11 protein-coding genes are annotated in these 12,425 nt (G+C 42.6%); 5 read left to right on the top strand and 6 right to left on the bottom strand.

Annotated elements, in window-relative coordinates; genetic code table 11:
* Positions 1–13 precede the first annotated feature (13 nt).
* Positions 14–1,897 carry a phosphoadenosine phosphosulfate reductase domain-containing protein gene (locus H729_RS01490; protein WP_020448231.1) on the bottom strand — a complete coding sequence of 628 codons (1,884 nt, stop codon included), beginning with the start codon at positions 1,895–1,897 and terminating at the stop codon, positions 14–16.
* A gap of 69 nt (positions 1,898–1,966) precedes the next feature.
* On the opposite strand from H729_RS01490, the gene H729_RS01485 reads away from it, so the two are divergent.
* Positions 1,967–2,644 (top strand): site-2 protease family protein, encoded by a 678-nt coding sequence (locus tag H729_RS01485; RefSeq protein ID WP_197736779.1) that lies wholly within the window; start codon positions 1,967–1,969, stop codon positions 2,642–2,644.
* Here H729_RS01485 and H729_RS01480 read toward each other — a convergent pair.
* The 3 genes from H729_RS01480 to H729_RS01470 form a co-directional block, all read right to left on the bottom strand.
* The gene (locus tag H729_RS01480) at positions 2,641–4,071 is read right to left on the bottom strand and encodes an FAD-binding oxidoreductase (RefSeq protein WP_020448229.1); all 1,431 of its coding nucleotides are present in this window, start codon (positions 4,069–4,071) and stop codon (positions 2,641–2,643) included. The two genes, H729_RS01485 and H729_RS01480, sit on opposite strands and share 4 nt — an antisense overlap.
* A gap of 123 nt (positions 4,072–4,194) precedes the next feature.
* Positions 4,195–4,590, bottom strand: a complete 396-nt coding sequence (locus H729_RS01475; RefSeq protein ID WP_020448228.1) for an ACT domain-containing protein — start codon at positions 4,588–4,590, stop codon at positions 4,195–4,197.
* A gap of 52 nt (positions 4,591–4,642) precedes the next feature.
* Entirely contained in the window at positions 4,643–5,530 is an 888-nt protein-coding gene (locus tag H729_RS01470; RefSeq protein ID WP_020448227.1) for a DUF368 domain-containing protein, read from the bottom strand.
* Positions 5,531–5,659: 129 nt separating this feature from the next.
* Here H729_RS01470 and H729_RS01465 point away from each other — a divergent pair, with 129 nt between their 5' ends.
* From H729_RS01465 to H729_RS01450, 4 genes are all read left to right on the top strand, one after another.
* On the top strand, positions 5,660–6,187 hold the full coding sequence (locus H729_RS01465) for a cysteine hydrolase family protein (RefSeq protein ID WP_048133797.1): 528 nt from the start codon (positions 5,660–5,662) through the stop codon (positions 6,185–6,187).
* Positions 6,188–6,652: 465 nt separating this feature from the next.
* The gene (locus tag H729_RS01460) at positions 6,653–8,032 is read left to right on the top strand and encodes an MATE family efflux transporter (protein WP_020448225.1); all 1,380 of its coding nucleotides are present in this window, start codon (positions 6,653–6,655) and stop codon (positions 8,030–8,032) included.
* A 48-nt stretch (positions 8,033–8,080) separates the two neighbouring features.
* On the top strand, positions 8,081–8,539 hold the full coding sequence (locus H729_RS01455; RefSeq protein WP_020448224.1) for a MaoC family dehydratase: 459 nt from the start codon (positions 8,081–8,083) through the stop codon (positions 8,537–8,539).
* A gap of 481 nt (positions 8,540–9,020) precedes the next feature.
* Complete coding sequence (locus tag H729_RS01450) at positions 9,021–10,214, top strand: DUF1266 domain-containing protein (RefSeq protein ID WP_020448223.1); 1,194 nt, start codon at positions 9,021–9,023, stop codon at positions 10,212–10,214.
* A 309-nt stretch (positions 10,215–10,523) separates the two neighbouring features.
* Here H729_RS01450 and H729_RS01445 read toward each other — a convergent pair whose 3' ends face one another.
* Positions 10,524–11,336: an ABC transporter permease gene (locus H729_RS01445; protein ID WP_020448222.1), complete on the bottom strand. Its 813-nt coding sequence runs from the start codon at positions 11,334–11,336 to the stop codon at positions 10,524–10,526.
* A 4-nt stretch (positions 11,337–11,340) separates the two neighbouring features.
* Positions 11,341–12,285: an ABC transporter ATP-binding protein gene (locus H729_RS01440; protein WP_020448221.1), complete on the bottom strand. Its 945-nt coding sequence runs from the start codon at positions 12,283–12,285 to the stop codon at positions 11,341–11,343.
* Between the last annotated feature and the right edge of the window lie 140 nt (positions 12,286–12,425).

Here is a 12,425-nt window from a genome sequence, read left to right as displayed (position 1 = left end):
AGGGTGAATTGCTTCAGGATACCAATTTGTCATAGTAGTGGGCTACAACACAGGCATCGGCACACTTCATGCAGTGTGTGCAACGTTTTTCATTAACGTTCACGACACCTTTTGTTAAGTTAATGGCGTGTGATTTGCAATTTCTTACACAGATGCCGCAGTCTGTGCACATCTGAGCCCTCAATATTGCTTTTGCACCGTCCTCAAAGAGTCTTTCAGCGTCCTCCTGCGTCTGTGCAGTGGAAACTATCTGCCCCCCGCCGAATACTTTGAGTGTTCCCCCATTCTTGGTTTTTACAAGTGCGATATCAAACTCAGGAGAATATTTGACTGAGCCGATAGTCTTCAGCATTTCTGCAGTCATCTGAAAACCATGTTCACCTGGAACAGAAAGGATTCCCTCAGCCGAGTAACCGCCCACTAGGCACGGTGAGACTCCTTTGACCCATTTGAGGTCCAGATTGTCTGAGCGTGTCTTAGGAATGTTTACATTCAGCTCCTCTGCAACCTTGATCATTTTTTTAGGAAGCGCCTTCCATCTCCAGAATCCATATTTTATGAAGTCTTCGCCGTCTTTGCCGGCCCAGCTGACTAAATATGAATTCCACTGATCGTGCAGTTCAGGATGAATGATGCCCGTATTCTTCCACTCAGATTCTAAGCAGGAAGGACAGAGATAGCATCCTATTCTTTCAAAGTCCTCATCATAAAGCGGGTTGTATTCAAGATTCTTCCACCAGATGTATCCCCAGACATCAATAGCTCTCCAATGCCGTATGGGATTGAGAATTGTCTGATTAGGAACAAATGGATTTCTTGAAACGAATGCCAGATTTGAACGTGCAAATGACTCAAAGCTCCTGTTTCCTTCCACTGTGATCGTTCCTCTGGGAAAATTCCTTTCAATCAACGAAGTCAGCGGAGCCAGTTTACAGACTTTACAGCACCACCTGAAGTCTTTAGCAGGAGGCCCGAAGTTATCAATCTGCTCTTTAAAGGCATCTCTCGCATCAGCAATGAGCAGCCTCTCTTCATGGTTTCTGGCAAACCTGTCTACAAAACTCACAGTCTCAGGAAATTCTAAACCGGTGTTCACAAACATCAAAGAAAATTTCTTTCCGGTTTTGGACAGCAGGCCGTACGCAGCCAGCGAGTCTTTTCCTCCCGAGAATGATAAAGTCACAGGAAGCTCACTGTTGTTGATAAAAGACTTCAGATCTGAGACGCCGTTGGACTCCAGCGAACTGAAGTACGATTTGTTTACATTAATAAATCCAGTCCAGGAAGACTTGCGGCTGGAAACTTCCAGTTCTCCTTTTCCTACATCCCTTATGCCGATAGCCTTGTCGGAAGTCCACACTTCGCCACTATCAGCTTTGGCGACAGCGCTGCAGATCATGCTTCCGGAGAGAACGATCAAAGGATCTCCGGCTTTGAAGTTGCCTTTGATTTCTTTGATGAAGCTTCCTGGAATGGTCTTTCCTTTCAAATGGCCGCTGTCTTTAGCGAGTATGACTACTCCTTTCGAAGCCTCCTTGGAGATCATTCTTGCTCCGTCAAGTTTCAGATCAAGAGTGAAATTTCTTCTTCTGAGGTCATAACGCAGAGTGGCAACTACCCTTCCCTGCACGACTACTTCATCGGTACGGTCTTCGCCGGCAGTCTTGTTGAGAAAAATCGTCTTTCCCTTGAGGAATTTATCAGTGCCGAAATACCTGCGGAAAAGAGAAGCGATTAAATCATTCGTTTTTCCCATTGACGGCCTGAGATCGCCGGGATTTGAAACTGAGAATTCTCTGCCTGCAGAAGAGCACACGCTGCATTCTCTTCCTAAAACCAGAGTACCGCATTGGTCGCACCATCTGAATGCAGTCTTACCATGCTCGAATTGAGGCATGCGTATTGATTAATGTATCCTACTTCAAAGTTGCTATGCGATCAATAACGTTTATACACTCATTAGAAGATGAGTGAAAAGATGTACAGACCGGCACCGATGAATATTCCACCGGATTATGGTAAAATCAAATTCAGCAAGGAGGAAATGAGGCATATCTTGTTTTCCGTTGTAGTGCTGACTATTGCTTTTACGCTAGCATTTTCAGGAATAATATTAGGAGAACGGCATATAATCGGAATCAGTACTGCAGAGTACCTAGGATTCTACCTGCTCGTCTCGTTTGTTGCAGTATTGAGCGGATTCCTCTTACATGAGCTGGCACATAAATTTGTGGCACAGAAAAACGGAGCCTGGGCAGAGTTCAGGTCATTTCCAATGGGCCTGGCTGTAGCACTCTTTTTCTCAGTATTGGGAGTTCTGTTTGCAGCTCCGGGTGCTGTGTATATCCAGGGAATGATCAGTAAGAAACAGAACGGACACATCAGCATCGCCGGCCCGGTGACAAACTTAGTCTTAGGTACAGGCTTCATTCTGATTGCCCGGGTGTTCGGCGTAAATGACCTGGTCGGCTACGGTTTATACCTGGTAGGCTCCATCAATCTGCTGCTTGCAGTCTTCAACTTACTGCCGGTACCGCCGCTCGACGGTTACAAGGTATTAAGATGGAACCTCCCGGCATATATTGTAGTAATGGCAGCCGCCATTGTCATGGCAGCTGGTGTTTACACCGGATGGTGGTTTTAAAGATCTTCACATGGGTAACGAAGGTGCTTGATAATGCATCCTTCTTCCCATTCCTGCTGTTTTCCAGGATTCATGATGTTGTTGGGATCCAATGCCCTTTTTATTGTCTTCATGACTCCCAAGGCAGAAGCCCTTTCTTTTTGGAAGTAAGGAGCTTTAGAGATACCGACGCCGTGTTCTCCTGTTACGGTTCCGCCTAATTTTACACAGGTATCAAAGATTTCACGCACGGCATTCTCTCCATTCTTCCAGGCCTCTTTTGACTCTGGATTCAAAAGCATCTTTGTGTGGAGGTTTCCGTCTGCAGCATGACCGTATGTTCCTACGATCACATGATTGCGCTCTGCGATCTCTGCAAATGCCATAACAGCGTCTGGAATTTTAGAGATAGGCACAGCCATATCATCTGCCAGTGAAACTGATACCAATCCCTGGCCGTATCTGGAAAGGGCAGACATTACACTCTTTCTTGAGTTTGTCCACTGAGCCATCTGCTTTGGGTCATCAGACTGATCAAGTCCTACTGCACCCAGATCATTTGCCACCTGGGCAACTTCCACGAGCTCTTTTGCTACAACATCTGGATCTCCGTCTACTTCAATCATACAGAGGGCTGGAACATCTGGCAGTCCAGCATTGATCGCTTTGTTGACTGCACGGATACATGTGGAATCCATCAACTCCATTGCAGAAGGCAGGAGAGGTTTAGCGATAAGATTTGATACACACTGTCCGGCTTTCTGTAAAGAATCAAAACCGGCAAGCACCATTGCCATTTTCTTTGGCTTGGGTACTACTTTCAAGGTTACCTCAGTGATCACTCCCAGAGTTCCTTCACTTCCAACAAAGAATTTTTCCAGCTGATATCCTGAAGCATCCTTCAGAGTCCTTGTTCCTACCCGGATAATCTCTCCGCTTGGAAGTACCACTTCGAGTCCCAACACATAATCGCGAGTTCCGCCGTATTTTACAGCACGCATTCCAGAAGCATTTGTAGCAACCATTCCTCCGATTGTACAGGCTTCAGCGCTTCCCGGAGTCGGCGGGAATGTAAACTTGTAAGGTGCCAGTGCTTTCTGGAGATTGTCATAAACTACGCCGGCCTCACATACGCAGTATAGATCAGGAACTCTGACTTCTTTGATCTTATTCATGCGGGTAAGGTCCATGACAATGCCGCCTTTCAGGGGCACGGCTCCGCCACACAAACCGGTTCCAGCTCCACGGGGGACTACTGGTACCTTATACTTGTTGGCCATTTTTAGTATGGCTGATACTTCTTCTGTCGAGGATGGACGCACCACAACAGATGGTGTCACGTGATGAATAGAAGCGTCAAAGCCGTAGGTGTACAAATCTGCGATATTTGTAGAGAAATTACCTTCTCCTACGATTGTTTGAATTTCAGAAACTACAGTTTGATCCATATGGTCTCACTGATTGCGCATTGCGTATGAATATTAAAAAAACTATCCCAAAAATAAGGGTTGAAAAAGGAGGGAGCTTTCTAAAAATACGAAAGCCGTTAAATTTAGGGCATAAAACTGCCTTTATTCAACATCAATAATTACACCGTTTGCCTTTAAAACTTCAACAGCACGCTCTAAGTATTCTTCTTTCATGAAGATGTGATCTGTTGAGAAAGCAGACAGCGCGAATATGCTGATGTCTTGATCGGCAAGAAGTTTAGTGATATACGCCAGGAAACCGATCAGATCAAAAGGAAGTTTTGTGTCAAAGGATATGATCTTAAGCTGTTTTTCCTGCGAAACCCAGTCCAGGTCAAGATCTGACTCTGCTACAACACTTATCTCCATTCCATCTGTAATCACGGCAAAGATCTTGTCATCCTGTTTAGGAAACTCTTTTACTTTAGAAATTGCATAACTTTTATGACGAACGGATGCCCGGATCTGTGTGTCCTTATTAATTTCCTCAAAACGCATGATTATACCACATATCTGATTGATGAGTGGGTATTAAGCGTTGGTGTTAGAATTAGACGAATCGATCATCGGTCATCTTTTTCTTCATGAATTCTAAGGCTACCAATACCAGCCCTCCAAGTATGAAGAATAGTATGTGGAATGTACTGAGAGACATAGCTGGCTGCGGAACTTCCAGTGTTGTAGCTCCCATGATGATTGAATAAATAGAACCGATCATCAAACCTAAAATCAGATAGATGGTCTGAGAACGATAAGCATCCAGACAGTGCTTCACAATTTTGATTACTGAGAATATACCAACTATCAGACCTAAGGCAAATATACACAGCATGAGAAGATATGAAGAATCTAAATGGATCACTTCTTTTACAGCATTCAGCAGAGGCAGATAGAGCCCCATTGCCAGAAGAAGCGTGGATCCGGATATTCCTGGCAGCACCATTGCAGATATTGTTATAATTGCAGCAACGAAAACATACAATGCCAATTCAATTGAAGGCTGTGTGAGATTTATGCTACTGCCTTCACCAGATACTGGATTATAGTATGTAATCAGGCATACGATGACTATCCCGATAATTGTGAAGATGAGATTCGCATATTTTCCCTTAAGACATTCTTTTTCAGCCATGATTATGACGGGGATCGCAAAGATAATTAGTCCTAAAAACAAAGAACTGATCTGATAGATATTCGACTGAAAAATACTAGACAAAATCAGAACACAGACTATGAAGCCTATTATCCATCCTGCTCCGAGTTTCAGCAGGAATTTAGCAGCATTAATGCGCTGTTCTTTATTTCCAGAGAGAATATTATTGAATGCACCTATAAATTTGTCATAGAAACCGAGCAGAAATGCTATGGTTCCTCCAGAAACTCCCGGCACGCTGTCTGCGATTGCCATGCAGAATCCCCTGACAAAATTGATAATCATTGAGATCTCCGTAATCCTTTGTACGGGTTTTATCAGAGATGTATTTATAGTTACTTATAAGCAGGCAGATATGTACCAGGACTTCAGATGAGCAAAACGATATAACAGCGATGCAATTAAGCGCAAGAGATGCAGAACATTTTGATTGTTGTAGATATGCAGAATGATTTTATTGACGGTCCTCTCGGCAGTAAAGAAGCTGCAGCCATTGTCCCCAATGTAGTAAAGAAGATTGAAGAGTTTGAAGGCCGAGTCATATTTACAAGAGATACTCACTATGAAAACTATCTTGAGACGCAGGAAGGAAAAAATCTTCCAATCGTGCATTGCATAAAAGGAACAGAAGGGTGGATGTTGCACCCGCAGATTGAGAGGCTGAGAAAAGACGAACCTATTGACAAATCTGCCTTTGGATCAATCGAGCTTGGACAGATCCTCAAATCACTTGATGAAGAGAATAAAGTTAACAGGGTTGTTCTAATCGGTGTCTGCACAGATATTTGTGTAATTTCAAATGCGATGATTATAAAATCATTTCTCCCTGACACAGAAGTAGCTGTGGATGCTTCCTGCTGTGCAGGCTCGAACAAAGAGAATAATATAATCGCCCTCAGAGCTATGGAACTATGCCAGATTAAAATTGAGCATAAATCTTGATATCAACGTTTAAACATAGTTCTTGAGGATCGTTTCCATCTTCTCAAAGTATTTCTCATTCGAATTCTCTTTGTTCCTCGCCTCACTTTTCTAACAGCTTTCCGCCTGAATCTAAATATTTCAGCTTGGAGGTCTTCAAGTTTCATGCTTTGATTGCTTCTCATGATGACTTGTTAGATCGTTTACTATTTGTTTATTTCATTCAAAAAAATTAAAGACAGACAGAAATATAATTTTTAAAATTAACATACGTGTTTATATTAAATTACTTATGAACAATTATTGCTAAGATCAACATCGATAATCTGAACTGCACATTCTTATGCAATGCAGTGATAGAGCGCATGATTGTTGATGACCATGAAAGTAGTTCAGTAAGTAAAAAAAATAGTAATGCGCTTGATCTAAAAATGGAGAAGTTGATTAATTTAAGAATGCAAAGTATAATAAAAAATATATGATAAAATGACTGCGAACGGACATGTAAGGAATCTAACAGAAGGGCGTCCGCTCAAATTAATTTTGATATTTGCACTTCCGATGATAATCGGAGGAGTTGTTCAACAGCTGTACAGTGTTGTTGATACCCTCATTGTAGGAAACACGCTTGGATCTCACGCTCTAGCTGCTGTGGGAGCAACGGGCTCTACGATCTTTTTCATGATTTCATTCATGTTAGGGTTGACAAATGCATTCTCTATTGTGACTGCTCATCATTTTGGGGCAGACAATCATGCAATGGTCAAAAAAACCGTGGTGAATGCCATATTCCTGTCCGCAATATGCGCTGTTATCCTCTCACTAGTTGGAATATATGGTGCAAGACCGCTGATGGAACTGCTTCAGACACCACCTGATATCATAAATGAATCTGTAATATACATTCAGATCTGCATTGGATTCAGCGTTGCACAGCTAGCATATGACGTTGCAGCGGCAATACTGCGTGCAATAGGGGACAGCAAGACTCCCTTGTATTTTCTGATGATATCTGCGGTTTCCAATATCATCCTGGACTTGGTGTTCATACTGGGAATGGACATGGGCGTTGCTGGTGCAGCGATAGCGACTGTGATCTCCCAGGCAATTTCTGCAGTTTTATGCATTGCATATATCATAAAAAAGTATCCCATATTTCACATATCCCGGCACGAATTCAGACCAGACTTCAGACAGCTTAAGCTTGTAACCAAAATGGGAATCACCATGGGTTTGCAGAGCTGTTTCATAGCGGTAGGAGAAATGGCAGCTACAGGAGTGATTAATGGTTTCGGCACAACTGTGGTTGCAGCATATACAACGGGAGTGAGAGTGGAAGAATTTGCCACATTAGCATTCATAAATCTGTCTCAGGCATTCTCAATATATGCTGGACAAAACATAGGAGCTCACAAGACGGAACGCATACAAGAAGGATTTAAGAAAATAGCCATGCTGGTAATATTCCTGAGCTTCGTATCAACGGCATTAATCTTCATTTTCGGAGATGATGTCGCACGCTGGTTCATATCGGATGCAGATTCACAAATTGAGAGTGTAGTCAGCATAGCATATCAGTATCTATGTACCTCAGCCTGCTTCTACTCATTCTTAGGAATGATCCTGCTGTACAATAATACCTTGAGGGGCATGGGAGAACTTGGAATCCCATTGATGTCCGGGATAATAGAACTTCTATCAAAAGTAGGTCTTTCAATAATCCTGGCAAGCATCTTTGGTTACTCTGGCATCTGGTATGCAGCCCCGATCGGATGGATGCTGGGAATGCTGCCATCAATGATCCGATATCATCAGGGCAACTGGAAAAAACGACCTGATAAGATTGCAGACGCATATCCAGAATGATGAATTCTGGACATAAATCTGTATAAACTATGAACTTATAGCATGTTGATGTTCTTAGAAGATTGCAAGATTGGGCAGAAATATGAAGTTCCCAGCATATTAATTACAAAAGAGGATATTATTGATTTTGCTAAAAGGTATGACAATATTCCACTTCATACAGATGAGGAATATGCTCAAACCACTAGATTCAAGAAGATAATTGCATCTGGAATGATGAGCCTATTAGTCATCTGGGGAAAATTTCAGGAGCAGGATATCCTCGGAGATTGTCTTATCGCCGGAAAATGTTTCAGCACCGAATGGTTTGTACCAGTCTTTGCAGGGGACATTCTCAGAGGAGAAGTGGAAATTATAGAAACATACCCCCGGAATAGATATAACGGCATTTTAAAAACTAAAATGACTGTTTATAATCATAAAAATGAGATTGTATTGATAAATTTCACAGAAGCTGTGGTAAAGAGAAAAAATACAGGTGATACATGTCCAGATTCTACAAAATAAAACTCCGATGAATCGAAGTATTTGTAGATAAAACATAAAGTTATGAGATTAATAGAGTTGTTTGACATACTGATTGTACTGAAATTGTATGAACACCTGTTATATCAGAGTACAGCAAGCATAGATGTTTAAAGAGGAAAATATTAGGAAATTCTAGAAAAAGTTGTTTAAGAGCCCTACCAACACCCTCACCATTCTGACCAGGACATATGCATCAACATTATATCTGGAGAATAGATACCACTGCGTGTCTAGTGTCCCGAGGGAGTATGGAAGTCGTTCACAGGCTCTCTCATGAACCAGTTCCAGAATGGATCATGCAGACACTTTAAAAGATGCTGGGACACAGTCATCGCCCTGACATTCATGTTGCAGTGGTGGAGTGTCTTTAGTTCCACATAGTATTGAAGGAGTGTTGACCTGAAAAGAAGCTCCTTGCAGTCATACCAATGCCTCGGAGTAGGAAAAGGAGGAGAATAGCATGCCAGATATTGAAGAGCTCATGAAACGAGCGGAAGCCGCTAGAGATGCGGCCTCTCAGCAGCTCAAAGAGTCCATGGAAAAAAGCCAGAAGATTGCTGAAGATATAGAATCAGACGCCGAAAAAGCAGCTGAACAACAAGAGGTGGAAGAACAGTCATCCGCCAATATTGACGCTGCCAACCAGCAACGCCAGGTGGAGATATTGGGTCAGTTATTCAGCCCAGAAACAATGGCGCAGATGGCAGCCAACCAGGAGCTGATACAAGCAGAGGTGGCCCGTCAGGTATCTAACTACGCTGCATTGGGCGTGGAAGGTATGATGGATCAACTCTTTGGTGAGGACATGGGAATCATCTCTGCAGCCCTGGAAACTCTGGCAATGGAAGAAGAAGACGATGAGGATGAGATGCAGGAGCTCGACCAGGCACGGGAAGAAGAGCTATATCAGGTTCTGGAGAACAAGCTGGCCTGGCTGGACACCTTGCCTGAATCCGAACCAATCCATTATACAAAGGAAGATCCCCGATGGGGCCGCTTCGGTATCCTGCTCTCTGGCATTATCTCTACAGTTAATGACCATGAACTCTCAGGTATGGATGTGGAAGAGCATATTCCAGTCCTAGAACAAAAAATCGTCTCTCTGGTACGCCGATCTTGGGGCATCAACGGACGAAGCGAACTGCTAGACACCATCCATTATCTGAGCCAAGAGGGGTATATTCTGCGATACCAAGCATACTGCGAGGCAGAAACACCCGAGGAACTTGCGGAAGAGGGCATGGATGAAGAAGAGCTTGCATCGATCTCCCGTGGTTGGCGTTTCGTCCAGCATTTCAAAGACCGTTACGGCCCAAACTTCCTCATTGGCTGGGATGTGGGAAGAGCGGCTATGCTGGCCCGCTGGGGCTACTATCTGGGATGGATCACCGAAGGTGAGGCTGTGGGTATCCTATGGGAACTGTCCCAAAAAGCAGCTAAAGGACTTCATAGCTGGAGGGAGTTTGCCCAGTCATACTTATTCGGCGGCATGATGTGGAAGCTGTTGTGCGGAGATGGTGCATCGGCGGAAAGCTACCTTGGCTACCTGGCAGACGCTGCAACTGATCTTCTGACAGGAAACTCAGATATGGATGAAGGACAATGGCGGGATTGCCCATGGCCAGAAACTCATAAAACCGAGTTTAATGTCTGATCCGTTCAACGGATAAGACACACTCGATAAATCCTTCAATACACATTCATTTGTGTCAATTGGTACAATAGCTTGGCTTGAGCTGTCTGTAATCACACAAATCCAAATTTGTCCAGTGGGATTTATCAGCTCCTCATGAACAAAAAGCAGTCCAGATAGGAAAATGCATCGAAGAGAGCTTTATCTTTGATGCTATTTAATTTTTACAGACTTGGAATCAGATGAACAAATTGTATTCTATGTATTAGTTTATTGAACCGGTTAAACGTATCACAAAAAAATAAAAAAAGTGGTTTGAGAAGTTCTCTCTTAGAAACTTCTCTTTTTGAACAGGAAGTAAGCTATTAAAGTAGTAACCAGCCCCCATGCAACAAATACACCGGATGTCCTAGCTAAATCCACAGTAGCAGCAGGAATTCCTGCAAAGGTGAATCCAAACACATCGTATATTGCACCGGATGCTACATCGGGTAACCACCAGTTCTCAACATCATATGCACCAAGCAGAGTTGATACTATTGAAAAAATCAGCAGTGACATGACGAATGTTATGATTGTTGCCGTGCTTCCCTTTTTCATCACAGAGCTGATCAGTAAAGCTATTCCAACCATGCAAAACAGGTAGAGAACTGCGAGTCCGAATGAAGTAAGCATGGTCGAATCTACAGACCCAGCGACTGCTAAAGACACTACAGACGTGAATGCATAATAGAATGCAAGGAATGCGATTCCAATCACCATTGATGCAGCTAATTTCCCAAGCAGAATAGATGATTTCTTTACTGGCCTTGTGAATAGGATCAATGCGGTTCTTTCTTCAAATTCAGATACTAGTGACGTTGATGCAAAGAGAGTGGCGAACAGCAGTATAATCAGAGCAACAAATGATGAATAGCTAGCAGCGAGCTCAGTAGCATTATCGGTGAGTCCGTCACCTAATAAGTATGGTACTGCAGTAAGCAAGATAAGCACCAAAAAGATAAGCGCTGTGAATAGCAGCATCTTTTTTCCTCTGGTGAACTTAACTATCTCATTTTTCATTACCACATATGACTGTTTTAGATATGTGGATACGCCACCGCGCATTCTAATGTAATTATTAGCATTTTGAGTTTCTGACATTAAATCACCGCGAGTCCTTAATTAAGCTGAGATATTTGTTCTCTAACGCATTTGAATCTTCAGACATGCTGTAGACTGTAATATGCAGGTCTGCAAGAGCGTTGAAAAGATCCATTTGTTCAGCTTTGCCACCTTTGAATCGTATTTCAATTCCATTATCATACAGCCTAGCGTTTACAACATTGGAGAGCTCGCTGATTTTCTCAATTATGGAATTATCTGCTTTTTCTACAGTCTTTACAATTACAGTTCTGGATTCTGAGTCACCAAGAATTTTATCTATTTCATCATGGACAAGAAGTTTCCCGTGATCTACCATTGCCACGTGGTCACATAAGTCACTAACCTCGTGCAGCATGTGTGAACTCATCAAAACGGTAAGCTCTTTGCTGCCGCTTCTGAGAGTCTTGAGTATTTCTCTCATCTCAGCCATACCCCTTGGATCTAATCCAGAAGTGGGTTCATCCAAGATGATTATGTCTGGGTTGTTTAACAATGCTTGGCCAAGAGCAATTCTTTGTCTCATTCCCTTGGAAAATGTTCCCAGTTTTTTATCAGCCCACTGAGTCATTTTAACTTTTTCCAAGATTGTATCGGTTTCGTACTTAATGGACTCAGAACTCATACCCAGCAGTTGTCCTAGATATCTGAAGGTCTCTTTCGGTGTAAGGTACAGATAAAATTCTGGTGTCTCGACCACGGTCCCTACAGTAAGTAACGCCTCCCAGGGATTTTTGTTAACATTGATCCCATTCAACTCAACTGTACCAGAAGTAGGAGTAATAAGATTCGTTAAGATTTTTAATGAAGTGCTTTTACCTGCTCCGTTCGGTCCCAGTAGTCCGGTAAAACTATTTTTTTTAATTTTCAGACTGAGATCGTCTACAGCAACAAAAGCACCATATTCTTTTCTCAAGTTTATCAGTTCGATTGGATATTCAGAAGTCATAGTCTCTTCCCATCTCTTTTAGTGTATAATTCCTTCATTTGGTCACCGTAATTGGCAATTTTTTGCACAATTGAATCTCACATTAAACATTAAGTATTTAATGATAATCATTAAATCTTTGTTGAAATACATTAAAGATA

The organism is Candidatus Methanomassiliicoccus intestinalis Issoire-Mx1 (assembly GCF_000404225.1).
Taxonomy (GTDB): domain Archaea; phylum Thermoplasmatota; class Thermoplasmata; order Methanomassiliicoccales; family Methanomassiliicoccaceae; genus Methanomassiliicoccus_A; species Methanomassiliicoccus_A intestinalis.
The sequence above is the reverse complement of the archived record's forward strand: the minus strand, read 5'-3'. Positions and strand labels throughout refer to the sequence as shown.

Bases quoted from the DNA above. Each gene is read 5' to 3' on its own strand.
- H729_RS01490 (WP_020448231.1), bottom strand. From the start codon at position 1,897: ATGCCTCAATTCGAGCATGGTAAGACTGCATTCAGATGGTGCGACCAA.
- H729_RS01485 (WP_197736779.1), top strand. From the start codon at position 1,967: ATGAGTGAAAAGATGTACAGACCGGCACCGATGAATATTCCACCGGAT.
- H729_RS01480 (WP_020448229.1), bottom strand. From the start codon at position 4,071: ATGGATCAAACTGTAGTTTCTGAAATTCAAACAATCGTAGGAGAAGGT.
- H729_RS01475 (WP_020448228.1), bottom strand. From the start codon at position 4,590: ATGCGTTTTGAGGAAATTAATAAGGACACACAGATCCGGGCATCCGTT.
- H729_RS01470 (WP_020448227.1), bottom strand. From the start codon at position 5,530: ATGATTATCAATTTTGTCAGGGGATTCTGCATGGCAATCGCAGACAGC.
- H729_RS01465 (WP_048133797.1), top strand. From the start codon at position 5,660: ATGCAGAACATTTTGATTGTTGTAGATATGCAGAATGATTTTATTGAC.
- H729_RS01460 (WP_020448225.1), top strand. From the start codon at position 6,653: ATGACTGCGAACGGACATGTAAGGAATCTAACAGAAGGGCGTCCGCTC.
- H729_RS01455 (WP_020448224.1), top strand. From the start codon at position 8,081: ATGTTCTTAGAAGATTGCAAGATTGGGCAGAAATATGAAGTTCCCAGC.
- H729_RS01450 (WP_020448223.1), top strand. From the start codon at position 9,021: ATGCCAGATATTGAAGAGCTCATGAAACGAGCGGAAGCCGCTAGAGAT.
- H729_RS01445 (WP_020448222.1), bottom strand. From the start codon at position 11,336: ATGTCAGAAACTCAAAATGCTAATAATTACATTAGAATGCGCGGTGGC.
- H729_RS01440 (WP_020448221.1), bottom strand. From the start codon at position 12,285: ATGACTTCTGAATATCCAATCGAACTGATAAACTTGAGAAAAGAATAT.